This window comes from Treponema sp. OMZ 840 (assembly GCF_050937815.1).
GTDB lineage: Bacteria > Spirochaetota > Spirochaetia > Treponematales > Treponemataceae > Treponema_C.
In genome coordinates this window covers 451,559-477,830 of sequence record NZ_JACDIJ010000001.1, presented here as the reverse complement: position 1 = coordinate 477,830, position 26,272 = coordinate 451,559, and the positions used below count along the sequence as shown (strand labels likewise).

Genomic DNA, 26,272 nt, shown 5'->3' with positions numbered 1-26,272 from the left:
GCCCGTTTGATAGCGAAAAGTACGAAAAGCTATTGAACGGGCTGGAAGTGAGTGAAGTATTATTGAGTGAAGTAAAAAATGAAAATAAAAGTTTTAGATTTGATAGTGAGTATTTTAAGAAAGAATATTTGATTGATGATATAATTTTACATAAATACAGAATCTTTAAATTGGGAGAACTGTCCTTTATAACTGATGGACAACATGGATACCATGAAATAGATGAAAATTCAAATATTCATATGCTCACTGCAAAAAATGCTAAAACTTGGTTTGCAAATTTAGAAGGTGCCGAGCCTTTGGCAAAATGGGTAGATGATAAAAATAAACGCTCATCATTACAGGATAAAGATATTATTTTGAGCACAAGAGGTACCGTTGGTTGTTGTGCTCTTGTTGTTCAAGAAATTTTGCCTGCAAATATAGACCAAGATATTGCAAGAATTAAATTAGAGACAAATGATTTTAAACCTGAATTTTTAATTGCATATTTAAATTCTAAATTTGGGTATGATTGGATGATAAGAAATCAAACAGGAATGGTTCAACAAGGTTTATCATTGGAGAAAGTCAGAACTTTTCCTATTCCTAGAATTCCTTTGAAATTTCAGCAAAAAATTGAAACTATGGTACAACTTGCATACCAAAAATTACAGCAAGAAAAAAAACTTTACTCCCAAGCGGAAAATTTGCTCCTTTGTGAACTTGGACTTGAAAACTTTAATCCGTCAAATGAGAAAGTTTCTATTAAAAGTTTAAAAGAAAGCTTTCTTAAAACAGGCAGGCTTGACAGTGAATATTATCAGCCTAAGTATGAAGTAATGGAGAAAAAATTAGATAAAATAGGCGTTGAAAAATTAGAAAGTATTTGTAGTTTAATAAATTACGGAACAGTTCCAACGAGTCCGTATGTAAAAAATAATAATAGTGTACCTTATATCAAAGGCATGAATTTAAAAAACTGTTTTGTTGTTGGTGAATTAGATGAAATAGAAAATACAGATAATTTACAAGATAAGTTTTTTACTAAAGAAAATGATATTATCATTTCTCAAATGGGGACAGTCGGAGATGTAGGCATCGTAACAAAAGAACAAGAAAATTATTTGTTTGCTTCATTTACAATACGGGCAAGATTAGATGACGATAGATTTAATCCGTTTTTTGTAGGAGCATATATTCAAAATGTTGCAAAAGAATATTATTTATATAGAAATATTGCTCAGGCGAGTGTCAGGCAAAATACGGATTTACCAACTATAAAAAACATGCCAATCCCGATGGTAAAGAAAGAAGTTCAAGACGAAATAGCAGGTTATATCAAACAGAGTATGGAATACTCAAAAAAAGCAAAAGAACTACTGAAAATTTCTACAAAATCTGTTGAAATAGCTATTGACAAAGACGAACAGGCGGCACACAATTTCTTAGACAGACAGACAGACAGACAGACAGACGGTAGAATACTATGAAGAAAGAGCAGTTTATTTTATTCGGCTTGCGGAATTCAGATTGTATGAAGAACTTGGACTTTTTGATGAGTTAAAACCGGTTAATTATACTGTCAAAAATTTAAGTGAATCTTTTGGAAAAACGGGGCGACTGGACAGTGAATATTATGATAAAAAATATGACAGTCTGTTTAAAGAAATCGGGAAAAGTACGTTTGAAAGTTTGGCTCAGTTGGCAGTAATAGAAAAATCTGTTGAACCGGGCAGTGATAATTACGAAGAAAGCGGAATACCTTTTGTTCGAGTGCAGGACTTCACGAAATTCGGAATAATAAGCCCTAAAATATATTTGTCATCTACATTGTTCAAGAATACTATAAAACCCAAGAAAGATACTGTCTTGCTTTCAAAAGACGGTACCGTAGGCATTGCATACAAAACCGATAAAGATGAAGACTGTATTACTTCGTCCGCTATTTTACATCTGACTACAAAGAGTAAAAAGATTATACCGGAGTATCTAACGCTTGTATTAAATTCATTCATTGTAAAAATGCAGGCGGAGCGGGACGCTGGAGGCTCCATTATCAATCACTGGAAAAAATCGGAGATTGAACAAGTTAAAATTCCTATTCTTGATATGGATAAACAACAGCAAATCAGTGAACTTGTTGAAGAAAGTAAAAGGCTAAGAGAAAAATCAAAAGAATTATTAGATAGGGCAGTTAAAAGTGTAGAGCTCGCAATAGAAGAGGGCGAAGAAAAAGCGTTGGAATTTCTTTGTAAAACTCAAATTTATAAGGAACGGTAAAAAATGGCAGATACCATAAATGATAAAGAAGTCCTAAAGGAATTAAGAGAGATAACAAAAAATAAGGAAAATTGGGAAGCAAGTATTGATTATGTTGCAAATAAACTGAATGAAAAGTATTCGGTCGCAGTAAAAGCAAAGATTTTATGGCTTCTTGGGGAAATGGGGTTACAGTATCCTATGCAAATAGAAGTATACATTGAAAAAATTGCCCATTATTTAGATGATGAGCATCCGAAATTACGGGAGCGGGCAGTTAATGCCTTAGGAAGAATAGGCAGATCCGATAAGAACATAGTTCGTCCCTATATGGATAACATAATGAAAATGAGCAAAGATACTGTAGAAGATGTCAGACTTGCGTTTGTTTGGGCTTGTGAAAATATTGCAACCAATGCTCCGGAACTGTTTTGTGAAAAACTGGATTTGTTTTGTGAATTGATGCAAGATACAGGAACAAGAGTACGGATAGAAGCCCCGGAAATATTTCGGGTAATGGGAAAAAGAAAACCGCACTCTGTAAAACCCTACTTGGAAAAATTACAATGGTTTGCGGAAAATGATGTGCACCCTGTTGTCCGTATTCACAGTGCAGGAGCTATCCGCATGACAAAAAACGCATTGAAAGAAATAAAAAATGGCGTAAATGAGTAAGGTGTGATACCTGTTTGCTGAAGCATCGATTCATTTTATGCCGTTTTTTCTAAAAATGGCGGAATTGAACAGCTTCAAAAATTGATATTTTGTTCAGCTGTTCAATTCTAATGAACCCTTACTTGCCGGCTCAAAACTTAAAAATATTTTAAAAGAAAACCCGATTTTAGCAGACAGAAGGGTATAGCTATCAAAGTCGTACCCTTATTTTTAGCGTACTTGTTTTTATGTCGTTTTAGTGATAAAATTATCGTAATATGAAGAAAACTGAAAAAGCTATAAAAAGATGTGAAACGGTTTCGGCAATTCAAAAAATACTGGGCGGAAAGTGGAAGATTGAAATTCTCTACTATATCGGAATTGAAAACATTAACCGCTTCGGTAAACTGCGCCGCAGTATCGGCGAAATTAACGAGTCTTCATTGACGAAACAGCTACGCGAACTTGAAGCCGACGGTTTTCTTTTAAGGTATGACTATAAAGAAATCCCGCCTCGTGTAGAATACTCTCTAACCGAGATGGGAAAGAGTTTTATGAAAGTTTTAAAGTCTATGCAAAAATGGGGAGAGGAAAATTTAGTTGTTCCGTCGTAAATAAGATTTTGCCGTTTCCTAGCCCTTAAAAAATTCTCCGTATATCATAAGAGCTATTACAAACAAAAATATGAGGCTTAAAAGGCACTTTCGATATTAAAGACATTCCGCCTATATAAATTACAATAACATACAGAAGCCCCAAACCTTGAATCGGTATCATATTTACACCTCCATACGCCCATATTTATCGAACCATTCTTTTATGACCTTAATACGGTTTAAAAATATTGCCGTCCAATTTCCAATATTTAATTCTTGTATCGCTGCCGCATTTTTTGCAAGAAGAATTTTTAGATTCCGAAAAACCGATTCCGCTTTGTTCTGCAAGTTTTATAATCCGCTCTCTTTCTTCACTCAAGTTCGGAATATCCGGTACAAGACAGACAGAAATTAATTCTTCCATTTTGTTTTGTAAAACAGCCTCTTCCAGCATCTTGGGTAAAAGAAGTGAAGCCAGATACGAATCCGTTTCTCTTTTCCGTATTTCCGAAAACCCGCAAGACTTACATTGAATGCTTGTTAATATTTTCCGTGTACGGCTTTCCGCAAATATTTTTTCAATATTTATTTTTTTGTCTTCCTTTATCATATGTGCAATTCCGTAAGAAAGGCATTTCAGGCATTCCATCAACTCATTTGCCCACGGTTCAGCGTCATCGTTTATAGTATGATTATTTACCTTGCAAATCCAAATATCATTTATGCTGCCCATTCCTCCATAAGCCATAAGATGATGTTGAACACTGCCTGTGCTTAGGTATTCTTCAATATCGGTTTCAATCCATTTTTTCCAAGCGCAGGATGTTTTGGTAAATAATTGTTTTAAGGCTTTCAATGCACAAATATAATATCTGTCATTTTCTTTCTTATAATCTTTTTTATCCTGTAACTTTGACATTGTTCTTTTTACTGACGCTCCTTTTAAGCTTTCCACTTATTTATTATTTCGGTAAAATCGGCAATCATTAAATTGAAATCATAACCGGGTATTTTCTTTTTTTGTTTTTCTGCAATGGTTTTAAGAGCAACTAAAAAATACTCTGCCAGTTTTTCTTTTTGCTGTTGATGTGTTAATTGACTGAATTCTTTTTCAAAATGTATGTCTGCATTTATCTTGCCTGTGTCTGTTTTAAACGGGCCGTATTGAAATCGAGGACGCAAGTAATATCCGTTTTCGGAAATTTCTTTTTTTGTGTATAATTTTTGTAATTCTTTCGCCGCTTCTTGATTTGATAATTTGCGGCCGGTTTCATCGATAATATAATTTGTTTTACAATGAGCATTATCATAATAACTGAAAGAACAATTCAAGAAAATACAATTCACGGCTTTTCCGTATTTTTCCGGGCGCATCTTTTTGTTCAATTCGTCCTGAAGTTTTTCCTTAATACTTTCTATAACCGGTTTTGAATTTTCATAACAGTTGGATATCGTACGCACAATCCAAATAGGATTTTTGGGAATCCAATTGCGTTGACTTTCAATTTTTATGTCTTCTATCTTTTCGGTTACGGGGTAATCCCAATACACGGGCTGTTTTTTGTCTTTACATTCAGGCCCGAGATAATAGGAAGTTCTGCCCTGCTCCATAGTAAATCCGGTCTTTTTTTTTGACCATATTGCTTCGACAAAACGCAGTTCTCCGAATCTGTTGCAAAAAAAAGTGCGAGGATTACCGTTAAAAAATACACCTCTGAGCGCTTCCACCGGTTCGTGATTTCCCCAGCCGATTACCGCAAGACATTCACAAAGACGCACCGCCTTGTTCCACTCGGATACGCTTTTATAATCCGCATATTTTAAAAACTCTGCAAAAAGTTTTTCGCGCAGTTTTTCAATAGAGGTTTGAGAATTTAAAAAAGTTTCCAATTCCGATAAATCGTTAATTTTATAAATTTCGTTCATGTCCGGTTTCCTATATTTTATTTTTCAATTCAGTTCTATTCATTTATATTTTAACCGTTTATACTGTCATTTTTGATATTATATTTTTCATCCACTGTCATAAAGGCTAAATGCCCCAAATTTTACAGCAGCCTTCATAACAGCCGTGATGCTCATTGAAAATAAATATTTTATCGTTAATTATTATTTTGTTCTCCATCCTGTTTATCCTTGTGCTTAAGTTTTTTGAATTACATATCGATCCTGTGTTCCGGTAAAACATCGGAAAAAAACTTCTCTAACAGTTCATCTAAGGTTTTGAATTTTTTAATTATGTTATCGGTTACAGGCTTGTCTAATTCATAATAGATTTTTTCATGTAAAGAATAAACCCAAAAGCTGATATCACTGTCTCCAATAAATATATATTCTTTGTTTTCTTCTATTTCGTACCAAATTTTATTTGTATCGATAAATTCACTGACATGTTGATTAAAAGAAGTGACCTCTGTTAAATATTCATCTACTTGATACAATATAAAACCATTGTACTCAAATCCATTAATATATTTAAGAAGCTTCAAATAATCAGGCGGTAATTCATATCCGAATTCTTTTCTTACAGCTCTTTGAAATTTAAGTATTTCTTTATCAAGTATGCCTGAATTTGTTTTCTCCTGATATAGCTCCATTTCTTTTTTTATAATTTCAAGTTTTTCTTTCCACATACTAATTTCCCTATATTTTATGTCGTTTCAAAAGGATGTTCAGTTAAATTTTTGAAATACCTTGTTTTGTTTGCGATCGATATACAATGCAATTTCATCACGTCTTCCTTATTTATATGTCCCTCCTTGATATTAATTTTTCCCTTCAAGCCGTGAAGAAAGTATTTTTGCAATTTCTGCGAATTTTGTATCTTCTAATTTAACAAATTCCTCCCGATATGTTTTTAATACCTCAAAAGAATAATAATAAAAACTATAAAATAGATTACCGGGAAAAACATTTTCTTCTTCATATCTAAGTAAATCATCTTCTTCATTATAAATTTCAGACCATAGATATTCTTCTTTTAACATATCCTCAAAAAGAGGCAAGGGTTCAGGATGCTCCAGTACTTCCCCATCGCAACAGCATTCAGCTATTACAGCAAAAATTTCGAGAAGTCTTTTCACTATATAATCTGCATTTATGTTTATCTCTGTTTGATTTAATGCTTTAATAAAAATCCTTGCAAGAAATACAAGAGCAAATGGAGTTGCATACCATAGAGTACTTTGATGTTCAATATTTATTGCAATTTCATTTAATGCTTCTTCTATCTTATCCGTTTCCTGCATGGTTTCCAATACTTCAAAATATTGAGGAAACAGAGTTGCTCTTGCATAAGTTGTAGGAAGGCGGTGCCAAGGAACATCATCTATTTTTAAGTTGTGAATATAAGAATTATTTTTCATGCAATAGTATTCCCCTTTTTATTCATACGTCTTTCCCTTTTCTAAAACCAATCTATTTTTTCCGGCGGAAACGGCCATATGGGAAACCCCGCAGTTTCTATATTCAAGTTTTTATCCATTATAAATAAAAATGAATTATCCGCCGGTATATATGTTTGCATTATTTCTTCATCAGACATATTCAGTAAATACTTTAGAAAAACTCTTATGGTATTTTTATCGGTTACTACCAAAATATTTTTGCCCGCTTTTATATTCTGTAAAATATCGTGTTTCAAATAAAAGTTGATTTTTTCTATGACGGGGCGCAGTTCGGGGATAGCAAAAATATTTTTTTCTTCCGTATTGTTATCGATTTTTGTATACAATACGGAAGATTCATGCTGCGGTATTTGTGTTTTGTCTACTTCCTTTAGTATATAAGCGGCAACGGTATGCGCACGTTTTAAATGTGATGTATATATCATATCAAAAGAGTATCCGTTCTCTTTTAAATTTTTGCCGGCCAGTTTTGCCGCCTCTATTCCCTCGGGACTTAAATCGTCCGTTTCGGAATTCATAAGGCGGCCTTCCGATTCGGCACAAATTTCTTCATGACATAGTAAAATCAAATTCATAGTATCTTCTCCCGAATTTCGGTTTTTATTTTTTTCTGTTATTTGACTGTCTTCAGCATTTACCGCTGCGGACTGTAAAAATAACTGCACTATAAGCAAAACGATAGATAATATTATTTTTTTCATTTTTCAATTATACATGATTTTTCAGTATTTTTCTATCCATTGAAAAAACTAAAAACAATCATTTTTACACAATAGAAGAAATCGGCTAAAAGTGGTATAATTTGTTAAAAGGACTTTTTACATGGCAAAAGAAATAAATACTTTAAAAGAATTTTTAGACAGCGAAATCTATTCGGAACTTAAAAGAGATATAAAATGGCACGATATGAAATAGGTGCAATTTACAAAATAGAGGCAGGCGAAAAATCCTATTATGCCCGTCTATTAAATTGCGATGTATACGGAATATTTGAGCCCATCACCGGCGAATTATCTGAAAAAGTATTTGAAAATACGCCGTACCGGCTGTATATTTCTACCGGCAGTTATGCCGTGAAAAGAGGCTTTTGGGAAAAACTTTTTCCCTCGCCCGATAAAACGGATATTGAGCGCTGGAGTTGCCCTAAGCATTTAGTTGTGTTCACACCTTGGGATATCGAGGGAGCTCTTAGCCGTCTTGACGCCTTTGACCGATACGGCCATACGGAACTCCTTGATAAAAAAACGTATATTGAATGTCTTAAACAGGGCTTTATTTCAATCATTCAACCCATGTACGAAAAAATCCCGCAGTTCCTAAACAATTATTATGATGATTGGCCCGAAAGTGAAATTTACAGCGATGTTCTAATAGGCGGCGGCACTGCGGAACACAGGCAAAAACAAATCATTAATTTAAAGAAGATGGGTTTTGATGTTTCAAAATATAAAAGTGATAGGGGAGAAACATGATTAGAAAAGCAAAAATACAAGACTTATCCAGAATTGCAGAGATATATGTTTTTAATAACAGACTAAATTATTTTCCGATTTTTAAAGATGAAAAATTTTCTTTCGGAGAGCTGCAAGTAGTATCCCTGATTGAAAACTGCTTCAGTAAACCGGAAATACAAAATAACCTATATGTTTTTGATGACGGATTAATACGCGGTTTTATTCAAATAAATAAAACGGAAATTTGCAAAATTTATGTGGATTCTTTTTTTCAAAATGAAGGTTTCGGCAATAAGTTAATTGAATATGCTGTTCAAGAATTGGGAGCAAATAATTTATGGGTACTGGAAAAAAATACAAGGGGTATTTCTTTTTATAAAAAACACGGTTTTAATCTTACGGGAGAAAAGAAATTCGAAGAAGACACAACGGAATATCTTTTAAGAATGATAAGATAAAGTTCTATTTTATTTGAGGAATTTATGTATGATATATAACATGATGATATTAAATGTGATAGTATTGGTTATCGGCATAGTGTTTCTTTTAATTATAATTAAAAGAAACAATCGTTATGATGTTTTTGCCTTTTTTGACAATAGGCTGGCCGTCCTTACTATCATACCGGCATGTTATGATATTGATATTATAGAAGAAATTACTTTTTCAAAAATTCAACTGAAGACGAACTTTTTAGGAATTATGAGAATAATAAAAAAAGGCGGTTCTAAAAGCCGCCCATTCCTGTTTGACAGCTGCTCCTATTATAAAAAATTTAAGATTCAAAATTACGAAAACGATATTGAACTTACAACAATGAAATTAATAGAAGAATTACAACGGCACGGAATTAAATGCAAAAAACGTTAAGGTAAAAATATGGCGGTGTTAATATGTATGAACAAATTGTATCGAGGTTAAATAGGTAAACTTATGTTAAAAGGAGGATAAAATGCTTACACTGAAAGAATTAATTAAAAATCAAAAAGATTTTACGGAAGACTTCTTTGCGGAAGTATCGGATAAACTATGGGAAATCGGAGGAGTAGAAGAAATTAAAAATCAAACCGATGAGGATTTATTTCTTTTTCATATTGCCGTTAACATCATAGGAAATTGGAAGGGCGACGGTTGGTGGGAATTTATCTGCAATTATCCGCAGCTTATCCGCTATGTACCCGACACACTGGCGGCATTAAAATTATCCGATATGAAAACCGCCTTTGAAAACGTTATAAAATGTTTTCCTGAAAATACGATCTTTGAAGATTCGGCTGTCTATGTCGATACGGTCAATTTTCTTCAAAATGTCAGATTCAAAATACGCGATGTATATTTAAACTCAATTCCCGCAGATAGAAGAAAAGAAATGTCCGAGACTTTGCATAAAAACATTGACTACCTTGAATCATTGACGGATAAACGCTGGGGATATGAGGCAATAAACGGCGGATGGTCGGATGTGATTGATTTTATTAAAGAAAGAAAGGAACACATGTAATGAACTATATCGGAGAATTAACAACAGACGGTTATGGAATGGCGATTATTCCTACCGATTTACTTTCGGAATATTTAACTTTAAAAAAATGCAAGGCGAAAAAGCTTTTAAGCTACCTACAGAAGAATTTCGATCTTTTTCAGGAACTTGTAGAAAAGGCTAAACTGATTCCTTTTTACCGTATCAATGCTTTTGAATATCATATATTCGCTTCAATAAATGAAGAAGCTGTCATACCCGAAGGATTTAAAGAAGTGTGCAGATTTGAAAAACTTTATTTGGAAGTTGGAGAATTAAATAAAATTTGCTTTTCATGCTTCGATGATTTGAACTATGATTTTGAAAATATTAAAAAGCATATTACCGAGCGCACGGAATATATTAAAACCGGCCCTGAGGAAATTATTGAGCCTTATAATTATCGTTTATGTTTTGATATACCCACAGGCAGGTATGAGTTTGATCTTATAGGCTTGGAAAAAATAAAGAAGACTGAGAGGGAAAGTAAAAACTACGGCTATGCCTTCATATTCAAAAAGAATGAAAATGCGGTAAACGATAACTTGACAAAATGTGATAATGAAGAAGATACCTATAAATTTAATATGCCAAAAAATTAGCTTATAAGGAGAATTTATGAATAAAATAATAACTGATAGAATTGCTAAATTGGGCGGCAAATGTGCCTTCGAAGGAGAGAACTTGCTGAGCAATATGAGGAGCATTAGCTTCCCTAAAAGCTTTCTTATGAAAGATTTTAGCGATTACTTAGAAGATGATTTACTCCATAGAATTAAAGCAGAGGGAATAATACCGGAAGAGGAAATTCCATACCCAAGAATACAATACCGAACCGAGAAATTCACTCCTTTCACGAAAGGAACAACCGATTATGACGAATACTCCAATTGTATAGATAAAGAATATGTAAGCTCTGTAATTCCTTGCAGTGAATTAGAGTTTTTAATCATTGGCGATTCCAACTCTTATCCCAATTATTACTTTATATGTCTAAGCGATAAAGATTTTAGCAATCCAAAGGTATATACCACGGATCATGAAGTATATTTTAGAGAGATTGAAGACTTGGGGCATTTCTCCGACTTTCTGGATTTATTTCTATCGGAAGCGGAGTATAAAGAAGAAATTGATAGACTGACAGAATAGAAAAACATCTGTAAGTAGTATGATTATATACAACTTTTATAAACGAGAAGAAAACACTAATTATTGACATTTGTTTGTCGATATGTCTTTAGTAACTAATATATGGAGGAAAAAATATGAAAGAAATTCAACATAAGTATTTCGGTATTTTAAACCTTGAAACCGATGACGATGTATCGGTGATTTGGGAGAAAGAAATTAATGGAATTGAAGTTTTGCTGTGGTATAGTAAGAATGGAGAAGTACCGGATGTTTTGCTGGATAGCTACGCACAATTTCTTGTCGATTTAGACAAGAAAATCAAGGAAGGCCGCCGTGCTATTATCGAATACTTAAACAATGACAGGCACTATATTGACTTTCATATCGAAGAGTTGGAGTTAGATGACTTACCAAGCGATATAACCGATTTCGCAAATCAAATGAGCATAACGAATCTGGGTTTGTGGATAGATAATACTCCGCACATCACAATGGATTTTATGATTGATCCGGATTTAAGCGACGAGATATTGTGCGTGAAATTCGACGAAGGTGCAAAAATAATTGACATTGCATGGGAAAGCTGAGAATAGAGAAAATAATTATTCAAAACACAAATTATGAGTAAAAAATGTCTTTATATTGCTGAAACATCAATTCCGCTTAGCCTATGTGATGATAATGCAATTATTTTTTATCAAGAACATAAAATAGAAATTGTGGAGATGATTTTATGTCCCAAAGTGATTATTTTCAAAACGCTATGGAATATATCCTAAAAAACTTAAGAGAGTAATATAGATTTTGTGTTTCGAAAAAAACCGCTTTTGTTTTCTTTATAAAAATTTAATGATATGATGAGTTAGTGAAATCAGCAAAATTAGATTTTTGTTGGAGGTAAAGGTATGACATCAAGTTATGAAAGAAAAAAATTAAACGAAAATGACAAGATTCTTAAACAGGATATGAGTCAAATTGCCGACCTTCCCGGTATGGTTTTTGTGATTCATTTACTTATGGAAGAAAAATGTAAAGCGCCTGAAAAAAAGCTTATGCATAAAATTATGGCCAAGCATTTAGGCGAAACGGATTGCTTTTGCTATGACAGTAATATGGCAGGCTTTGCTCCAAAAAAATATTCCGTATACTTTGAAAAAGAAAAGTTGAATGCTCATCCTCAGCTTATCATTATGAACTGTTCTGAAATTGAAAAACCGATTATGGATGATATTGCCGCAACGCAATTATGGAATTGCCCGAACGGCGAAGAAATTCTGAAGACATGTAAATATCAAGTATTGGCAACGGATATGTTGGCTGCCGGTTTAGGTTATAAAGAAAGAGCGGAAATGCTGGTGCATTATGTTGAAGCATTAATAAACATTTATCCGTCCTGCAAGGCTGTAGTTTTTGAAACATCTAAAAAAATGCTGACTAGGGAAGAAATTCTAAACTGTACCTTACCCGAAGAAACACGCTTTATTCATTATGCGGTGAATATTCGTTTTTTTAATATTCAAGGAACAAATGACATGCTGATTGACTCGCTCGGCATGAGTACACTCTTTTTACCGGATATTCAATATCATTTTCACGGCTTAAATCCGAATGATATTGTAAACCATGCATATAATGTTTTATCCTACATTTACGATAATGATAATCCGATAGAAGACGGGAATACAATCGCAGGTCTTACAGGCGGCAAAATGAATCCCGATATAAAATGGGAGGTTCAATATGAAGATTCTCTTATACAGCCGATAAGAGAAGTTATAGATATTAATACAGGCGAATACGCTTCCGGAAATCGGTAGCAGGGAGTTAGGTATGATAAAGATCGGAAATATCGGAACCTTTGAATCGCTGCCGCAAATTTTAAATGATGTGCTAAATGAAAACATTTCTGCATTGGAAGAAAATCTATTAAACGGATGGAAGATTGATAAAGCAATCAGCTTGAATAAACACACAGATATCTCTCCTTTAGATTTTGCACTTATGATGGAAAAATTTCAATCTGTAAAATGGCTGACGGAAAATGGTGCAGATCTTAATGCAAAAGGTCATCCTAGTTTTTTGTCGGCAGTTAGGTATTGCAGTGATGAGTTAATAAGGCTCCTCGTTTCTCATGGCGCAAAGATAAATACAATAAACAATGCCGGTTCGGATGCTTTTCTGGAAGCGTATTATGGAAACCGCTTTGATAACTTTCCGCTTATACAAGAGCTTGGACATACCGCAACTAAATACGGAGGACAAGTTTTGCGTCAAGCCGTGTTCGACCGTAATTATAAAGTTTTGGAATTTCTAATTAAGCATGGAGCAGATATTAACTATAATGCACCTGATATGGTTTATCCTTTTATGCCTACTCCGCTTTGTGTAGCTGCAAGATATGTCGATTTAGAAATGTGCAAATTTTTGACGGAACATGGGGCTGATGTTAAAATTGCCGAAAAAGACGGAATGCGTCCATATAGCATAGCCTTAGAAAAAGGAGATGATGAAATGGCGGAATATTTTAAATCATTAGAACCTTCCGAGTTTCATCAAAAACAAAATAAATTGTATGAATTAAAACCGTATAAACTACCAAAGACATTGATTGAATTTTTACAGACTGAAAACATACACTTTGATTTAGAGAATTCTGATTTTGGATATATTGAGTTCTTTACACTGATTGATACCGTCCCCTTTAAATTCGGCAGGCAGAAATTATTAAGACTTTCCCGTTCACTCGGAGATTACACCCATATTTATATTGTATGGAATCCTAAAACAAAAAAAATTGCAAGCTATGATATGGAACATGAAGAGCTCATTGACTTGGCAGCCTTTGATGATTTTATAGAAAATATGTCAAACTATATGAACCGAATTTTGGAATAGCAGTTGTATATTATGAGGTATGGTGAAGATTCATTGACAATAAATTGTACCCAATTAATGGAACGAATCAGTAAATCCTCACTAGAAAAAACGTCTTAAAACAAATATAATATTCTAAAAGAGGAGGATTTGTTATAAATTTGATTTTCTTTCACAACTGGTATTATTCATCAACTGAATGTGGTGAAAAACAGGCTGTCGAAGCTATTGAGACCATCAAGCAAAATATTGCTTCTTTTCCGTTTAACAAAAACTATTACGAAATAGCCTCAGCTGAAGCAAAAGCCGGCGGCGACCATTATTGGCTTTTGGTCTTTCTTGTATCAAGCGATGTTTTGAGTGACGATAGTACGGCGATTAGAAATAAAATTGAAACATGGCTTGAGTCCATTGGTGTATCGAGGAATGACGACAGAACCACAATGATTCCAAAATTCGACACCTTGCAAGAGTGTCTGGAAAATTCATATCGGGGAGCTTATACTTTGCACACTCTAATCCGATACGAGGAATAAAATGTGCAAAGAGTGTTATATCGACAAAAACAGGATAACTCCGCTTTTAAACCCGGCGGATTGTTTGGAAAAGCATACCCAATATATGTGCGGAACGTGCGGGCGATGTATTTGTATTGAGCATGATTCTAAGCGCGGATTGCAGCGATGGAATTTTCCTTTTAAATCATTGGAAATTGCAAAGCTCTATTTACGTACAGCCGATTATACCGTGAAACAGCCCTGCGGCATTTATGAAATTGAAAATAAAAACAATAGACGTCTATATAAAATATTTGCAAGCTTCAAAGACTTACAGTTATACCTGAATAAAAATAAGGACAAAACTTGTAAAACTATGAAGCCTGTTTTTATTGTAGAACATTATAAAGAGTATCCGCATACGGAAGTGAGAAAATTGAGCGCTGATGAAATAAAAAAATATCTTTCAGAGAGATAAGTTAAAAAAAACTATGTGTAAAAATTGTGATGATATAGATACAGCTTTTAAAAATGCACAAGAAGACCCTCATAAAAGTTTTATGCCGATCTATGAACTTCTGTTAAGCAAGATTGAAAATGAACAGCTGAAAATTTATGCAGGAGACTGTAAGTTTAAAGATATGCTTAAAATTATAGATGAAGAGATTCATTTTACTGTCTGCTTTTATTTGCAATGTCCGGCTTGCGGAATATTTTATTTTTTTGGAGTTTGCATTAGAGGAGCTCCGGTTTATAAAAAATTGGAAAACATAACGAAAAAAGAGATAGAAAATATGATTTGGGGGAAAGAAGGAACATTTTTTTAAATTGCCGTCTTGGTAGCTAGGAGACGAGAGAAAGAATTCTATGTTTTGCTCAAAATCATCCTTTTCCCTTTGAAACTTCAAATCCGGTTAATAAATGGTAACCAATACATTGCCGTTAACTTCGAGCACTTGCTTATAAAACTCTTTCATATTTTGAAAGCAGTCGATTAATTCCTCTTTTATTTCATCAGCTTCTTCTTCATAGTCCCAGATGTTCGGATATAAATCCGCTTTTTTGCATTTTTGCATACTGAATTTTTCTAAAGCTTTTTCTATATCAAAATTATCGAGAGCTGAAACAATATCAGCAATTCTTGTTTTTTCTGTATAAGCTATAAACTCTTCTACATCATCAAGAGAAGATACACCAACGACCGCTTCACTAAGAGGGTCGTTTTCTATCGGCTTGCCGCTATCTACTCCGGTAAGCAGAAAATGAAGCGCATCCCACATCTTATCTATGTCGAGTAATATCTCTGCATCTTCATTCCAATCTTCTACATTCTCAAAGATTTCATCTTCTTTTGCATTAAAAGATTTGAGTTCTTTTAAGTTTTCATCACTTAAAAATTGATAATTTGCTCTTATTCCCATTTTTATTTCTTCCGTAATTAATATGTATAAAAACTTACTCACACTCTCCATTCAAATTTATTTAAGTACAATGCCATTTCGAGGGCTGTAAAATCTTCTCCATACTTATTTTTAATTCGGATAATTTTATTTATTTTTTTTCCCAATAAATTTTTTAATTCTTCTAAATCATTGTTGTAGATAGCTATTATTTCAGGATCTAACTCCGATACATCAAATGTTCCAAAATGCGCAATTTTATATTTTTCCATAGTTTTCCAATTATATCACATCTGCCGGTTTTTTATAAGTATCTAAAATTGTTTTTTAGTTTGCCGACTAACAAAATATGGAAAAATGTGGTATAATTAATTTTAAATGGGTAGGAGAAAAAGATATGGCGTCAAACAGATTTGATATTGTTACTGCCTTTAATAAAAAAGGCTATATTTTAAATTATTGTGAAAAACTTTTTGAAAAAAATAATTATAAAGAAAAAACTTTGTTTAAAGATATGCCGGAGAGAATGGTTTTTGAAACGGAAATATGAATGATTGGAGCAAAAATACGTCCGGAAATTGCTAAGATGAAAAAAAATAATAGAAACGATTTGCTTTTACAAGAAATTTTAACGATAGTTCAAACGAAGAAGTACCGCAAGGGTAGGGAGAGTTTTGTAATGTTATTACATTATTTTTCGGATATACCATCTATTGTGAATGTATTGGGAATCCTTTTGGAAGATAATGACCTGTACGGTTTTGCCGTTAAAGAACTGAACAAATTAAAATTTTACCGCTATACGGAAAAAATAAAAAGCCTATTGGAAAACGAAAAAACAGGCTGGATAAAACGAGAACTCAAACGTAATTTACAAAATGCTGGCTGCATTTATGAATAACAGCGAGAAGTTCTGAAAAATATTCTCAAACATTGTTAAAATTTCTTGGCGGACCGCAATCTTTTTTGTTTGCTTTGCTTTCTATTCGATTGTATATTCGATAAACCCTTCCGCCTTACGCTTGATTATTTCTCCTATACCCGCCCTTACGGTTCGAATGTTTTTGTACTGTATATCTTCCATGTTTTGCGCAGAAAGTGCATTATGACAAAGTGCAATATCTATACCGGAGTCGGTTAAATTATTTTCAAGATTTTTAAAATACGCTACAACATCGCCTGCACAAACCACTTCTATTTCCGCCGTATCGCCCATTTCTTCGCAGTATTTTTTATAGTTGTCGATTTTATGCCGCAATTTTTCAATCAAGTGCAGTTTTTCGATTCGAAATAAAACTTTATAGTGCATATACCTTCCTTAAAATCGATGTGGGGCAGCCTCAAAAGCCGACATTTTTATTTTGTTTTTATTCTATATGTATCTTTTTAATATACTCAAAATAATCGGCGCGCAGCTTTGCATATTTTTTTTCGGCATCCGCGATTTTGTGCTTCAATTTATCCAAATCGTTTTCGATTTGAAGTAATTTATCCAAAAACTGTTTTCCTTGTTGAGTTTCGGCGCCGAGTGCCTGAAGATTTTTGCGTACCCTGTCTTGTTCCGTATGTAAGTTTTTTTGATTGTTTTCTAAATTAGCCACAAGTCTTTGAGCTTCATCAAGTTTCGTTTTTTCGGCCGCAATACTTCTAAAAACCTTTTTTATTTTTTCGGGAATCTCGGAATCGGAATAAACGGCGGCTAAAGCGGTGTTGTCCATAGTACTTATTTGTAAAAAATCTTCAAAGAATCTTTGTTCAATAACGGAAAGTTTTTCCTGCGAGTTTTCTTTTACTTTTATATTAAATCGATACTTGCTTGCGGTTTTTTCCGATAATGCTTTTTGATCGGAAAGTTTAAAACCTGAAGTTATAGGATGCTCGATGATGACGGAACGTTCACGTGAACCGGAATTTTTAATTGTGTAAACGGCGGATTTTGCAGACTTGTATGTGCGCGTTAAAACGCCTTGTACGACTTTAATACTTTGAATTTCCTTTTTTGTTTCCTCGGTTTTTGTGCCGCGCACATCCATATCATCTCCGAAAGCGATTAAGCGCTTTTCATTTTCAGGCAAAAATTCCAAAAGTGCATCGCCTACATATTCGCCGTGTTCAAAAACCGTTATCGGCCCTGCAGGAAATTTAAGCCCCGAATTATTTTCGATATCGATACACAGTTTCGGATGCACGCTGGATCCGTAAGGTATATTTGAAAAAACCGAGTGTTTTTTTGCGGGAAGCGAAGTAAGACTTAAAGGAATCATTGTGCTTTTTTGCCTCGGCAAATTAACGGGTTTAACCGGTGTAAAAGCAAACATTTCACCCGCACCCGAATCCGAAATCGTTTGATTTTTAAAATAAGAAGCATCATCGTAAGCTGCCGACATTTTCATATAAGAGCGCTTTGCCGTCATTTCCGTCGGTGCCGCAGCAGCTTGCTCGTAGGCAACCGAATCTTCGTCATATGCGGAATCGAAGGTTTCAGGCCGTGCGGCTTGACCTGCAAAAACGGGAATTGTTTCGCGGTAGGTATAATAGGGTTCGTATAAATTTTGCTTAAAGCCTACCGGACGGCCGCTTGTAAGGGTAAGCTTTACATTGTTCCAATCAAGGTCGGTAGAGTTATCGATTATTGCCCAAGCTTGAAAAGAGACGGTATTGCCGGCCATATCCAATCGGTATGTCGGTTTCCAAATGGGAGCTTCCATTACATACGAAATGCCTATCTTTCGCTCGCCGGCAGCTTCTATATCTATTGAAATTTGTTTTCGCGTTTTTGCCGCAGCTTCCAAAATTAATTCCAAAGCTTTATGCAAATCTTCGTTTCTTTGAGAATCCGTAAATCTAAAGGACTGTATATCATTAAAAGGGATTACCTTAACGCCCTCATGCGAAGCTATAGAAAGAATTATACCCGTATCGGCAGAATCGAGTTTATCGACACTTAAAATTTTACCGCTTGTTTTGTTCGGCGTATAAACTTCAATAGCGGCTCCTTTTTGTGCGCGCAAAAGTTTAAAAAGAGAATCGTCCGACGATAAATCGATTTTTAAACTCTCCATTGTTTTTTTTAACGTATCTTCCGATTGGTAATTGATACTTAAATTTTTTGCGGCGGAATCTTTTATGAAAATCGATTTTAGCACATCGTTTATTTGAGAAGGTAAAAAAAGTAAATCTATTTTGCCGGAACCGATAACCGTTCCTTCGTGTTCGTAATGAGCCACACCTGACGAATACAGCGTTACGTTTTTTAGCGGAATATCGTCTTGATTGAATTTTTTGCCGGAACCCGCGATTAAGGCGGACATACAAATTGTAAAAATTACTATAAACGGTATTTTATTTTTTGTTTTCATCGCTGCACCCTCCGCTATAAGTTTACCGATTTGCCTTTTAAAATATTTTTTTGTATACACAGTATATCATGCTTGTTGTTTCTGCGATAGAGGTTCGTACAGTGTCTTGTTTGTCTTTTTTATTTATGTTATAGTTAAAACATTAATATGGAGGTATTATAATGCATATTAAAATCACTACTGCCGTTTTGGCTTTGGCGCTTTTGTTTGCCGGATGCAAAACAAACAAAGCAGAACCTGAGGCAAAAGAATTGCAGGGAACCGTAAGATCCGAAGTTCTTGAACATAAAGGTTCTTCATTGGGAATAAACGAATTGCCGGTTTGGGTACAAACCTATATTCAAACGGGGATTACCGGTTTGGAAAAACTGAACGATTATAAAAACGTATATTGTTTTGTTGCCGAAACAACGGCTTCAAATCTTGACGCGGGACAAGCGTGGGTAAACAGCTTTAATATGCCTCAAACGATTGCGCGGAATGTTTCAACCCGGGTAGATGCCTTGTTCAGCGGGGCCTCCAGCGGCGGAACCGACGGAACCTACGGTACGTATTTTGAAAACGTTGTAAAAACGTCTTCAAATATAGAATATTCGGGTGTACGTAAAATAAACGATTGGTGGGTATTGGTGCGCCGCTACGATCAAAACGTAAAAAGCAAATATTCGGATCAATACCGCGTATATGTTTTTTATACGATAGATCGTGATTTACTGGATCGCCAAGTGCTTTCGGTTATCGATAAAACAGCGGCAAATTCAAAATTGAATGCCGACCAACAAGCAACCGTAAACAAAGTAAAAGCTCTTATAAAAGAAAGCGGTCTTTAAAAGTTTCGGTTTTTTAATGCTGCAGTACTGACTCAACAACTCAACCGGGCTGCCAAAAAAGTGTGCAACTTTTTCGCCGGCCCGGTTTTTTATATAAAAAGCGTTTCTTTCGGATACAACATATATTTTTAATAAATTCTTTGAATATACGTTGCCTTGGGAATAATCGTAATTTCCACCCGACGGTTTTGTGCCCTGCCTTCTTCGGTAGTATTATCGCCTATAGGGTGGGTTCCGCCGTATCCGCGGTGAGAAAAAAGCTTTTCGTCTACGCCGCGCTTAACCATTTCCGCTATAATTGCTTTGGCGCGCTGAATCGAAAGTATTTTTTCACCCTGTTCTTTTCCGACGCTTGCCGTATGGCCTTCCACCAAAATCGTATTTTCGCTTCCGATTGTAGCTTTTTTCAACGCTTCGGCCAGCAAATCAAGACGTTTTTCTTCGTCTGCGAGCAATACGGCGGAGTCCGCTTTAAAACGCAGATTGCGAATGGATATAAGCTTTCCTTTCGGCGGATTGCTTACTTCAACATCGGGGATTTTATTTTCAAAGACAAATTGTTCAAGTTGTTTGTATTCAAAATAGTAGTTTTTATCCTTAAGCGGGGCGGCAACGGCATGTGTAAGAACATCTTCATCGAGCAGTATGACGATTTTTCCCGTTGTAAGAAGCTTTCGGTTTTCTTCTACCGATAAAATCTTTAATGCATCCGCGCGCGATATAACCGGATCGGTGCGGTATATACCGAATATTTCTTTTGCCGCTATATACAGAGGATCTTTACCGATTCTGTCCGCATATTCGCGTAAACCGGGAAATGCACCGTATGTTACCAGCCCCTTTGTTTTTACAACGGCAGGGTCTGCCATATTGCGTTCATATAAAAGTTCCATATTGCTGTCCCAAATTTTGGGAAACAAACAGGGGTTTGCTTTTTCGTTTATGAATTCGCCGTGTACGGGTAAACTTCCTCGTGCATCTATAATGATACCCGTATAGGCTCGGGATGATACTTGTTCTATGGGAACTTTCGGGGCATAAGGGGTTTTGTGCAGTACCATATGTTCGGTTATTTTATGGAGCACAATGCGGTGTTCCATGTGAAGAGTTTCCGTTTCTCTACCGTATACGCCCGCACTTACGAAACCTTCATCGATTATATTGGTCAATTCTTCCAAACTGAGTATGTTCATAATGATAACATCTCCTAGAAGAGTGGACGAATCGACGGTAATGGTTAAAAGCGGAGATTTTATAAGCAGGGGCAGTTGCTGATGCATACGGTTTATTCCTGCCGTGCGGCCCGCAGGTAAGGCAAAGCCTGCCGCATTCATATCGAGTTTTATTTTTGATAAAAACATATTTGTTTGCCAATTTATAAAACTTTCGGATGAAATACTTGGTTTGGCAACGGTTTGTGCCGAAAGAAGCGTGTAAAAACGTCCCGCTAAACCGATACATGCGATAAACATATACACTGTAAGACGCTTATAGACACTCGCAAGGGTATGTACACAAACGGTTTTTTGTTTGGCTGACATTTTAGATTACCTCATTTAAGTATCGGCACAAATAAGACGGTCCCAATACCTAAAATTGCATCGGGGTTCCGATTGTTTATCGCACAAAGGGTTTCTACACTTATGCCGAAACGCCGCGAAAGCGCCCACAGGGTATCTCCTTGTTTTACCGTATATGTGTGGGTAAAAGGGCTTGTTTGTTGGTTTGAAAGTGCATTTAGGACGAGGTTTTCGCAGTTTTCAGGGATTCTGAGCCGATATGATTCAACGGGCGGCGTTATCGGATAGCGCAGCGATGGGTTTAAGAATTTATAAATTTCATATTCAATTCCCGTATCTTCGGCAAGAACTTCAAGATTAATTTGTCGGGGCAAGATACATTCGCTGAACGAAAGAGCCGCATCTGCGTTATAAGGCGGTATTTCCAAACCGTAATATGCGGCATTTGTTATAAGGTCGGCAATAGCGATAAACTTCGGCACGTAATTTTTTGTTTCCGTCCGTAAAAGTCCCTTATCCGCCAAATACCAAAAATCTTTTTTGCCTGCTTTTTGCACAATTCGGCTTATGCCGCCTAAACCCATATTGTAAGCGGCGAGGGCAAGTTCCCAGTTCGAAAAATAATCGTAATTGTTTTTCAGTTTTTTCGCCGCCGCCCTTGTACTGAACCAAGGGTCTTTGCGTTCGTCAAGCCATTCGTTTTTTTCCAAAAGACCTGTGATACTGTTTTCCATAAATTGCCACAAACCGGTTGCTCCCGATTTGGATACGGCGTAAATATTGTAACTTGATTCTATTACGGGTAAAAATTCCAAACATTGGGGCAAACCGTATTCGGCAAGTTTTTTGCGTATGTAGGGGCGGTATACGGCTGCATTTTGCATAACGCTTGCAAGCCATTTGCGCCCGAAATCCGACATAAATTCTTTACGGTATTTATCGATCAGTTTATGTTCGCTGTAAGGAATGTCAAGCGGAACATAGGCGGGTTTTATTTTTTGTGCCGCCTGAACTGCAGTTTTCGACTGTACCATAGTTTCAGTCTGTACTACAGTTTCCGACTGTACCGCAGTTTCGGTCTGTATTACAGTTTCCGAATGAACTGCACTTCCGGTCTGTACTGTCGGTTTTGTATGCGCCGCAGGACTCTGCATAGTGTCTTCTTCGGCGGCCAGAGGAAAACGTATAAAAATAAGAACACAGCAGAACATATAAAAGGCGGCACCGGCAAATACACGTTTCACAATCTTTCTCCGTATTTCACAGTTTTTCTCCGTAATAAATTCCCGCCCATTCCCAGCGGCCGTGAATTTCCGGATTAAGCGGAAAATTTACCTTTCTAAAATACAAGTACCACACTTTTATATACGAACGCCATCCCCACGTACGCAAATACGCTTCGTTCGGATTCGATGCCGCATCCAAGCGGACATTGTACCGTATACGGCTTGCATAGCCGAAATCGCGCATTGAAAAAGTTACCTGCGAGTTAGGATCGCCGGCATCCTGTTTCCACGACATCGCAAAAAAGTTTACCTTTGAGCGGTATTTATCGAGGGTGGTAAAGCGTTGTGCCGAAATTGCATCTTTTACCGCCGTTTCCAAAGCGGCAAGACTTTCGAATGTCCAATCTTTGGGCGAATTGTTAAAATCGACAAGCCGCCGTGCGCGGCTGTATGCATCCGGAATAGTCGGAATTTGAATTTTTGAAGCGTCTTCTTGCGCTAAAAAAAGAGAATAGGATTGCAGCGCTTGATTCCATTCGCCCATTTTTTCGTATTCGAGGGCAAGGCGCACGTATAATTCGGTTTTGTTTATTTCGTCGGGGAAATGTGTGATAAGCTGATTAAAATAATCGATACGGTTTTCCGGGCTGGTACTGATTTGTACAAGGTTTTGTAAGCACAAAATATGAATGGATTTTCCCTGTATGCTTAAATCGCCGTAATTTTTTATAATGCGTTCAAAATACATTTCGGCAATCGGCTCGGCCCCTTTTTCCTGGTAAATATAGGCGGTTAAAAGCAGCCAATACGCATTATATTTATCGTCGGGATATTTTTTTACATAATCGGTTAAAAACAATATAAGCTCATTGTCTTTTTTTTCTCGGCGGTAGTTTGAAGCTATTTGATTGATAATCGAAAAACGGCGTTCCGTTGCCGTTTCCGTTTTTTCCAAAAGACCGAATAATTCATTTTGATTGCGGTAAAATTCTTTATCGCCGCTTTTATTGTGTTTGTTTTTTCCCGCCGGAAACATACAGGCTGCAACAAATAAAGAGAGCAACATTGCACAAATAAAAAACACTGCGGCCTTTGAAAAACCGCTTTTTTTAACCTTTCCGAACATTTTTTTATTGTAACATGCACGGCGGGTTATTGGCAAGACTGCGTACATAATGTATGCTATAAGAATGAAACACGATAAAAATAACATTCTGCTTGCAGCGGGATTACTCTTTATTTTCGGCGGAATCCTGCTTTTAGTACATTTGACTTCGGATATATTTCTCGGTATGTATATTTTACGGTTTTTGTTGTTTTCCGTAAGCGGCGGCATAGCACTGTATCTTGCCCTTACCGGAACAAAACCCGCATTTTTTATTTTTACCGGTTTATTTTTATCGTCATGCAGTTTGTTGTTTTTAATTACGGATGCCCGTCTTCTACCGTATTCTTTACATGAAATATGGCCGCTTTTGGTTGTTTTATCGGGTTTGTTTTTATTTCCTGCAGGCTATGTCCGCTTTCGCAAATTGCAAGCAGCCTATCTTGTTCCGGGGCTGACGCTTACCGGCTTGGGCTTTGTTTTTTTATGCTTTTCGCTTGATATCATTAAAATATCGTTTGCGGATTTTGCCCGGACATGGTGGCCTATTATTTTTATTATTTTCGGCTTGGCCTTGGTTATTTTATTCTTTTATATGCAAAAGCAAAAACAACCGGTTTTTTGTGAAGATTCCGAGGACGATGACGAAGAGGATTTGCAATAAATGACTCGTTTTTTTGCTGTTTGTGCCGCTTTACTTTTATTTGTTGCTTGCTCGTCGGCTCCGCAAAAAAAAGGTTCTCCGCCCGTTCAGGATTCCGAAGGGAATTCTTTGCCGGTTATAAAAACACCGGTTGCCGGCACATATTTTTCTTCGTATTTTAAGGGGGTAAATACCTCCGTTTTAGTTGATATACAAAACGGAAGCCCGCTTGCAATACGCCGTGCCGTTTCGGCTTTGCATAAACCGGACGGAAGATATTCGGAACAAGAACAGGTTCTTTTTGCAATATGTTCTGCAATTATAAAATATGCATGGCCGAAAGAGAGGGTAACATGGACGCTTCCTTCCGTGTCGGTCGATAATTTATATACGGCAACCCTCGATTCAATCGATAAGGGTATTTTTGCCTTTCCGTCTGCCGATGATGACGTGTTTATGCTTACGCTTCCTTGTTTGGCCGTTTTTTCTTCTTCCGCAGTTAACGGTTTTTATGCGCAAGCAGCCCTTTCTTTGGAAAAAGTTTTAAAAATCTATCCTGACTCGGTGCTTAATTTATATTTGGCGGGAACGGTTGCATTCAGGACAAAGGAATATGAGCGGGCCGCATATTTTTTTAAAAAAGCGGTTGATATTGAACCGGATAATCAGTATATAGTTCCCATGTACATAAATGCGCTTTTGCAGTCTGGAAAAGCGGCGGCGGCCTATGAACTTACGCATACTTTTTTACAAAAAGAACCGCAGCATGCGGAATACCTTAAGCTCTATGCCCGTTCGGCTTTTGCATTAAAACGTTATACGGAAGCGGAAAATTCGGCTGCCCGTGTACTTCAGCGCGAACCGGATAATATTGAGTTTTTGCTTTTTCGTGCACGTGTTTTATTTGAACTTCAAGAATATTTAAGCGTATCCACCTTACTTGATTTATGCGCAAAAAGCGACAAAACCTCTAAAGAATATCTTTTACTGCGTTCACGGCTTCAAGCCGTATGGAATAAAAATATCAGTGCCGCGGTTGCCACAATTCAAGAAGCATTTATACAGTATAAGGACGATACCGATGTATTGATTTTTGCAGCCGAACTTTCCGCCGTTTCAGGTCAAACCGTTGACGGCAAAACAGCCCTTGAATTGGCCGCCGCCGTTTTGGAAAAAGAACCCGGAAACCCGCGCGCTCTTGCCGTTCTTGCACAAGATTCCGTAAAAAGAAAGGATTGGCAAAATGCCTACGATGCCGTTACCGCTTTGGCGCAGTTGGAAACGCTTTCGGTGGAACATACTCTTTTATATGTGCAAATCTGCCTTGCCCTTAATAAAATCGAGCAAGCGCGCCTTCTTTTAAAAGATTTGTATACGAGCGAAACAACCGATGAGCATATCCGGCAATGGTATATCCGCCTTTTGATTGCCGAAGGCAAAAAAAACGAAGCGGCTTCGCTTATAAACGGTTTATTGCCGAATGCCGCAGGGAAAATGAAAAGCGTTTTATATTATGAACGCAGCCGCTTAGGTTCAAGCGACGCCCAAGTGCTTGCCGACCTTCGTTCAAGTCTTACGGCAAATCCGCGCAACGAAAACGCCCTTTACGATTTGTACGCATACTATTACCGCCAAAAAGATTACCGCAAAGCCCAATACTACCTTAAACAAGTTATTGCCCTTAATCCCAACGACGCCGGCTTTTTAAAACTCAATGCGGAATTGGAAACCTTGTTAAAATAAAAGATTTACGCTTTAATTAACGCCGATACTGTTAAAAAAAAGAGGTTCTATTATTATAATTATTATATGCTCT

At 36.2% G+C, this 26,272-nt stretch carries 33 protein-coding genes; 21 read left to right on the top strand and 12 right to left on the bottom strand.

All coding sequences use genetic code 11. The features are described 5' to 3' along the window. The first annotated feature begins 32 nt into the window (after nucleotides 1–32). The 4 genes from H0R92_RS02355 to H0R92_RS02340 all read left to right on the top strand — a co-directional run bounded on the left by H0R92_RS02355 (nucleotide 33) and on the right by H0R92_RS02340 (nucleotide 3,509). Nucleotides 33–1,472 carry a restriction endonuclease subunit S gene (locus tag H0R92_RS02355; RefSeq protein ID WP_432960780.1) on the top strand — a complete coding sequence of 480 codons (1,440 nt, stop codon included), beginning with the start codon at nucleotides 33–35 and terminating at the stop codon, nucleotides 1,470–1,472. 40 nt (nucleotides 1,473–1,512) lie between these two features. Beyond that, nucleotides 1,513–2,262, top strand: coding sequence for a restriction endonuclease subunit S (locus H0R92_RS02350; RefSeq protein WP_432960778.1), 750 nt, complete (start codon nucleotides 1,513–1,515; stop codon nucleotides 2,260–2,262). A 3-nt stretch (nucleotides 2,263–2,265) separates the two neighbouring features. Next, entirely contained in the window at nucleotides 2,266–2,916 is a 651-nt protein-coding gene (locus tag H0R92_RS02345) for a HEAT repeat domain-containing protein (RefSeq protein ID WP_432960776.1), read from the top strand. A 257-nt stretch (nucleotides 2,917–3,173) separates the two neighbouring features. Next, a complete protein-coding gene (locus H0R92_RS02340) occupies nucleotides 3,174–3,509 on the top strand; it encodes a winged helix-turn-helix transcriptional regulator (RefSeq protein ID WP_432960774.1) in 336 nt (111 codons plus the stop codon). A gap of 211 nt (nucleotides 3,510–3,720) precedes the next feature. Here the strand turns inward: H0R92_RS02340 and H0R92_RS02335 are convergent, their stop codons facing one another. The 5 genes from H0R92_RS02335 to H0R92_RS02315 all read right to left on the bottom strand — a co-directional run bounded on the left by H0R92_RS02335 (nucleotide 3,721) and on the right by H0R92_RS02315 (nucleotide 7,599). Further along, entirely contained in the window at nucleotides 3,721–4,410 is a 690-nt protein-coding gene (locus H0R92_RS02335) for a DUF6966 domain-containing protein (protein ID WP_432960772.1), read from the bottom strand. Nucleotides 4,411–4,433: 23 nt separating this feature from the next. Next, entirely contained in the window at nucleotides 4,434–5,417 is a 984-nt protein-coding gene (locus tag H0R92_RS02330) for a hypothetical protein (protein WP_432960770.1), read from the bottom strand. A 230-nt stretch (nucleotides 5,418–5,647) separates the two neighbouring features. After that, on the bottom strand, nucleotides 5,648–6,124 hold the full coding sequence (locus tag H0R92_RS02325; RefSeq protein ID WP_432960768.1) for a YrhA family protein: 477 nt from the start codon (nucleotides 6,122–6,124) through the stop codon (nucleotides 5,648–5,650). A gap of 132 nt (nucleotides 6,125–6,256) precedes the next feature. Beyond that, nucleotides 6,257–6,856, bottom strand: coding sequence for a hypothetical protein (locus tag H0R92_RS02320; protein ID WP_432960766.1), 600 nt, complete (start codon nucleotides 6,854–6,856; stop codon nucleotides 6,257–6,259). Between the two features lie 41 nt (nucleotides 6,857–6,897). Continuing rightward, nucleotides 6,898–7,599 carry a histidine phosphatase family protein gene (locus H0R92_RS02315; RefSeq protein WP_432960764.1) on the bottom strand — a complete coding sequence of 234 codons (702 nt, stop codon included), beginning with the start codon at nucleotides 7,597–7,599 and terminating at the stop codon, nucleotides 6,898–6,900. A gap of 195 nt (nucleotides 7,600–7,794) precedes the next feature. Between H0R92_RS02315 and H0R92_RS02310 the strand changes: the two genes are divergently transcribed. From H0R92_RS02310 to H0R92_RS02255, 12 genes are all read left to right on the top strand, one after another. Beyond that, a complete protein-coding gene (locus tag H0R92_RS02310) occupies nucleotides 7,795–8,370 on the top strand; it encodes a hypothetical protein (protein ID WP_432960762.1) in 576 nt (191 codons plus the stop codon). After that, complete coding sequence (locus H0R92_RS02305; protein ID WP_432960760.1) at nucleotides 8,367–8,810, top strand: GNAT family N-acetyltransferase; 444 nt, start codon at nucleotides 8,367–8,369, stop codon at nucleotides 8,808–8,810. Before H0R92_RS02310 ends, H0R92_RS02305 begins: the two co-directional genes overlap by 4 nt. A 28-nt stretch (nucleotides 8,811–8,838) precedes the next feature. Then, nucleotides 8,839–9,222 (top strand): hypothetical protein, encoded by a 384-nt coding sequence (locus H0R92_RS02300; RefSeq protein ID WP_432960758.1) that lies wholly within the window; start codon nucleotides 8,839–8,841, stop codon nucleotides 9,220–9,222. An 82-nt stretch (nucleotides 9,223–9,304) separates the two neighbouring features. Next, entirely contained in the window at nucleotides 9,305–9,853 is a 549-nt protein-coding gene (locus tag H0R92_RS02295) for a hypothetical protein (RefSeq protein ID WP_432960756.1), read from the top strand. Then, complete coding sequence (locus H0R92_RS02290) at nucleotides 9,853–10,473, top strand: hypothetical protein (protein WP_432960754.1); 621 nt, start codon at nucleotides 9,853–9,855, stop codon at nucleotides 10,471–10,473. The genes H0R92_RS02295 and H0R92_RS02290 overlap by 1 nt, the downstream gene beginning before the upstream one ends. A 16-nt stretch (nucleotides 10,474–10,489) precedes the next feature. Next, the gene (locus H0R92_RS02285; protein ID WP_432960752.1) at nucleotides 10,490–11,020 is read left to right on the top strand and encodes a hypothetical protein; all 531 of its coding nucleotides are present in this window, start codon (nucleotides 10,490–10,492) and stop codon (nucleotides 11,018–11,020) included. A 116-nt stretch (nucleotides 11,021–11,136) separates the two neighbouring features. Further along, on the top strand, nucleotides 11,137–11,589 hold the full coding sequence (locus tag H0R92_RS02280; RefSeq protein WP_432960750.1) for a DUF2004 domain-containing protein: 453 nt from the start codon (nucleotides 11,137–11,139) through the stop codon (nucleotides 11,587–11,589). A 318-nt stretch (nucleotides 11,590–11,907) separates the two neighbouring features. Then, a complete protein-coding gene (locus H0R92_RS02275; RefSeq protein WP_432960748.1) occupies nucleotides 11,908–12,819 on the top strand; it encodes a DUF4261 domain-containing protein in 912 nt (303 codons plus the stop codon). 13 nt (nucleotides 12,820–12,832) lie between these two features. Then, on the top strand, nucleotides 12,833–13,897 hold the full coding sequence (locus H0R92_RS02270; RefSeq protein WP_432960746.1) for an ankyrin repeat domain-containing protein: 1,065 nt from the start codon (nucleotides 12,833–12,835) through the stop codon (nucleotides 13,895–13,897). 140 nt (nucleotides 13,898–14,037) lie between these two features. Continuing rightward, nucleotides 14,038–14,412: a hypothetical protein gene (locus tag H0R92_RS02265; RefSeq protein ID WP_432960744.1), complete on the top strand. Its 375-nt coding sequence runs from the start codon at nucleotides 14,038–14,040 to the stop codon at nucleotides 14,410–14,412. A gap of 1 nt (nucleotide 14,413) precedes the next feature. Continuing rightward, a complete protein-coding gene (locus H0R92_RS02260; protein ID WP_432960742.1) occupies nucleotides 14,414–14,851 on the top strand; it encodes a hypothetical protein in 438 nt (145 codons plus the stop codon). Nucleotides 14,852–14,864: 13 nt separating this feature from the next. Then, the gene (locus tag H0R92_RS02255; RefSeq protein ID WP_432960740.1) at nucleotides 14,865–15,200 is read left to right on the top strand and encodes a hypothetical protein; all 336 of its coding nucleotides are present in this window, start codon (nucleotides 14,865–14,867) and stop codon (nucleotides 15,198–15,200) included. 87 nt (nucleotides 15,201–15,287) lie between these two features. Here the strand turns inward: H0R92_RS02255 and H0R92_RS02250 are convergent, their stop codons facing one another. Both H0R92_RS02250 and H0R92_RS02245 read right to left on the bottom strand, forming a co-directional pair. Next, entirely contained in the window at nucleotides 15,288–15,836 is a 549-nt protein-coding gene (locus H0R92_RS02250) for a YfbM family protein (protein WP_432960738.1), read from the bottom strand. Then, nucleotides 15,833–16,045 (bottom strand): hypothetical protein, encoded by a 213-nt coding sequence (locus H0R92_RS02245; RefSeq protein WP_432960736.1) that lies wholly within the window; start codon nucleotides 16,043–16,045, stop codon nucleotides 15,833–15,835. Before H0R92_RS02245 ends, H0R92_RS02250 begins: the two co-directional genes overlap by 4 nt. A gap of 125 nt (nucleotides 16,046–16,170) precedes the next feature. On the opposite strand from H0R92_RS02245, the gene H0R92_RS02240 reads away from it, so the two are divergent. Both H0R92_RS02240 and H0R92_RS02235 read left to right on the top strand, forming a co-directional pair. After that, nucleotides 16,171–16,323, top strand: a complete 153-nt coding sequence (locus tag H0R92_RS02240) for a hypothetical protein (RefSeq protein ID WP_432960734.1) — start codon at nucleotides 16,171–16,173, stop codon at nucleotides 16,321–16,323. A gap of 36 nt (nucleotides 16,324–16,359) precedes the next feature. After that, complete coding sequence (locus H0R92_RS02235; RefSeq protein WP_432960732.1) at nucleotides 16,360–16,674, top strand: hypothetical protein; 315 nt, start codon at nucleotides 16,360–16,362, stop codon at nucleotides 16,672–16,674. Nucleotides 16,675–16,755: 81 nt separating this feature from the next. Here H0R92_RS02235 and H0R92_RS02230 read toward each other — a convergent pair whose 3' ends face one another. Next, a complete protein-coding gene (locus H0R92_RS02230; protein WP_432960730.1) occupies nucleotides 16,756–17,082 on the bottom strand; it encodes a hypothetical protein in 327 nt (108 codons plus the stop codon). A gap of 58 nt (nucleotides 17,083–17,140) precedes the next feature. Further along, nucleotides 17,141–19,132, bottom strand: a complete 1,992-nt coding sequence (locus H0R92_RS02225; protein WP_432960728.1) for a DUF4139 domain-containing protein — start codon at nucleotides 19,130–19,132, stop codon at nucleotides 17,141–17,143. Between the two features lie 161 nt (nucleotides 19,133–19,293). On the opposite strand from H0R92_RS02225, the gene H0R92_RS02220 reads away from it, so the two are divergent. Continuing rightward, the gene (locus H0R92_RS02220) at nucleotides 19,294–19,962 is read left to right on the top strand and encodes a hypothetical protein (RefSeq protein ID WP_432960726.1); all 669 of its coding nucleotides are present in this window, start codon (nucleotides 19,294–19,296) and stop codon (nucleotides 19,960–19,962) included. Nucleotides 19,963–20,090: 128 nt separating this feature from the next. On the opposite strand, the gene H0R92_RS02215 is transcribed toward H0R92_RS02220, so the two are convergent. Genes H0R92_RS02215 through H0R92_RS02205 form a run of 3 tightly spaced genes read right to left on the bottom strand, consistent with a single transcriptional unit; the run spans nucleotide 20,091 to nucleotide 23,834 of the window. Then, nucleotides 20,091–21,503, bottom strand: coding sequence for an OmpA family protein (locus H0R92_RS02215; protein WP_432960724.1), 1,413 nt, complete (start codon nucleotides 21,501–21,503; stop codon nucleotides 20,091–20,093). Between the two features lie 11 nt (nucleotides 21,504–21,514). Further along, nucleotides 21,515–22,726 (bottom strand): transglycosylase SLT domain-containing protein, encoded by a 1,212-nt coding sequence (locus H0R92_RS02210; RefSeq protein ID WP_432960722.1) that lies wholly within the window; start codon nucleotides 22,724–22,726, stop codon nucleotides 21,515–21,517. Nucleotides 22,727–22,742: 16 nt separating this feature from the next. Beyond that, the gene (locus tag H0R92_RS02205) at nucleotides 22,743–23,834 is read right to left on the bottom strand and encodes a tetratricopeptide repeat protein (protein ID WP_432960720.1); all 1,092 of its coding nucleotides are present in this window, start codon (nucleotides 23,832–23,834) and stop codon (nucleotides 22,743–22,745) included. A gap of 64 nt (nucleotides 23,835–23,898) precedes the next feature. Between H0R92_RS02205 and H0R92_RS02200 the strand changes: the two genes are divergently transcribed. Both H0R92_RS02200 and H0R92_RS02195 read left to right on the top strand, forming a co-directional pair. Next, a complete protein-coding gene (locus tag H0R92_RS02200; RefSeq protein ID WP_432960719.1) occupies nucleotides 23,899–24,477 on the top strand; it encodes a LiaI-LiaF-like domain-containing protein in 579 nt (192 codons plus the stop codon). Next, nucleotides 24,478–26,199, top strand: a complete 1,722-nt coding sequence (locus H0R92_RS02195) for a tetratricopeptide repeat protein (protein WP_432960717.1) — start codon at nucleotides 24,478–24,480, stop codon at nucleotides 26,197–26,199. The last annotated feature ends 73 nt before the right edge of the window (nucleotides 26,200–26,272 follow it).

Bases quoted from the DNA above. Each gene is read 5' to 3' on its own strand.
- H0R92_RS02345 (WP_432960776.1), top strand. From the start codon at position 2,266: ATGGCAGATACCATAAATGATAAAGAAGTCCTAAAGGAATTAAGAGAG.
- H0R92_RS02340 (WP_432960774.1), top strand. From the start codon at position 3,174: ATGAAGAAAACTGAAAAAGCTATAAAAAGATGTGAAACGGTTTCGGCA.
- H0R92_RS02335 (WP_432960772.1), bottom strand. From the start codon at position 4,410: ATGTCAAAGTTACAGGATAAAAAAGATTATAAGAAAGAAAATGACAGA.
- H0R92_RS02330 (WP_432960770.1), bottom strand. From the start codon at position 5,417: ATGAACGAAATTTATAAAATTAACGATTTATCGGAATTGGAAACTTTT.
- H0R92_RS02325 (WP_432960768.1), bottom strand. From the start codon at position 6,124: ATGTGGAAAGAAAAACTTGAAATTATAAAAAAAGAAATGGAGCTATAT.
- H0R92_RS02320 (WP_432960766.1), bottom strand. From the start codon at position 6,856: ATGAAAAATAATTCTTATATTCACAACTTAAAAATAGATGATGTTCCT.
- H0R92_RS02315 (WP_432960764.1), bottom strand. From the start codon at position 7,599: ATGAAAAAAATAATATTATCTATCGTTTTGCTTATAGTGCAGTTATTT.
- H0R92_RS02310 (WP_432960762.1), top strand. From the start codon at position 7,795: ATGGCACGATATGAAATAGGTGCAATTTACAAAATAGAGGCAGGCGAA.
- H0R92_RS02305 (WP_432960760.1), top strand. From the start codon at position 8,367: ATGATTAGAAAAGCAAAAATACAAGACTTATCCAGAATTGCAGAGATA.
- H0R92_RS02300 (WP_432960758.1), top strand. From the start codon at position 8,839: ATGATATATAACATGATGATATTAAATGTGATAGTATTGGTTATCGGC.
- H0R92_RS02295 (WP_432960756.1), top strand. From the start codon at position 9,305: ATGCTTACACTGAAAGAATTAATTAAAAATCAAAAAGATTTTACGGAA.
- H0R92_RS02290 (WP_432960754.1), top strand. From the start codon at position 9,853: ATGAACTATATCGGAGAATTAACAACAGACGGTTATGGAATGGCGATT.
- H0R92_RS02285 (WP_432960752.1), top strand. From the start codon at position 10,490: ATGAATAAAATAATAACTGATAGAATTGCTAAATTGGGCGGCAAATGT.
- H0R92_RS02280 (WP_432960750.1), top strand. From the start codon at position 11,137: ATGAAAGAAATTCAACATAAGTATTTCGGTATTTTAAACCTTGAAACC.
- H0R92_RS02275 (WP_432960748.1), top strand. From the start codon at position 11,908: ATGACATCAAGTTATGAAAGAAAAAAATTAAACGAAAATGACAAGATT.
- H0R92_RS02270 (WP_432960746.1), top strand. From the start codon at position 12,833: ATGATAAAGATCGGAAATATCGGAACCTTTGAATCGCTGCCGCAAATT.
- H0R92_RS02260 (WP_432960742.1), top strand. From the start codon at position 14,414: ATGTGCAAAGAGTGTTATATCGACAAAAACAGGATAACTCCGCTTTTA.
- H0R92_RS02255 (WP_432960740.1), top strand. From the start codon at position 14,865: ATGTGTAAAAATTGTGATGATATAGATACAGCTTTTAAAAATGCACAA.
- H0R92_RS02245 (WP_432960736.1), bottom strand. From the start codon at position 16,045: ATGGAAAAATATAAAATTGCGCATTTTGGAACATTTGATGTATCGGAG.
- H0R92_RS02240 (WP_432960734.1), top strand. From the start codon at position 16,171: ATGGCGTCAAACAGATTTGATATTGTTACTGCCTTTAATAAAAAAGGC.
- H0R92_RS02235 (WP_432960732.1), top strand. From the start codon at position 16,360: ATGAAAAAAAATAATAGAAACGATTTGCTTTTACAAGAAATTTTAACG.
- H0R92_RS02230 (WP_432960730.1), bottom strand. From the start codon at position 17,082: ATGCACTATAAAGTTTTATTTCGAATCGAAAAACTGCACTTGATTGAA.
- H0R92_RS02225 (WP_432960728.1), bottom strand. From the start codon at position 19,132: ATGAAAACAAAAAATAAAATACCGTTTATAGTAATTTTTACAATTTGT.
- H0R92_RS02220 (WP_432960726.1), top strand. From the start codon at position 19,294: ATGCATATTAAAATCACTACTGCCGTTTTGGCTTTGGCGCTTTTGTTT.
- H0R92_RS02215 (WP_432960724.1), bottom strand. From the start codon at position 21,503: ATGTCAGCCAAACAAAAAACCGTTTGTGTACATACCCTTGCGAGTGTC.
- H0R92_RS02205 (WP_432960720.1), bottom strand. From the start codon at position 23,834: ATGTTCGGAAAGGTTAAAAAAAGCGGTTTTTCAAAGGCCGCAGTGTTT.
- H0R92_RS02200 (WP_432960719.1), top strand. From the start codon at position 23,899: ATGAAACACGATAAAAATAACATTCTGCTTGCAGCGGGATTACTCTTT.
- H0R92_RS02195 (WP_432960717.1), top strand. From the start codon at position 24,478: ATGACTCGTTTTTTTGCTGTTTGTGCCGCTTTACTTTTATTTGTTGCT.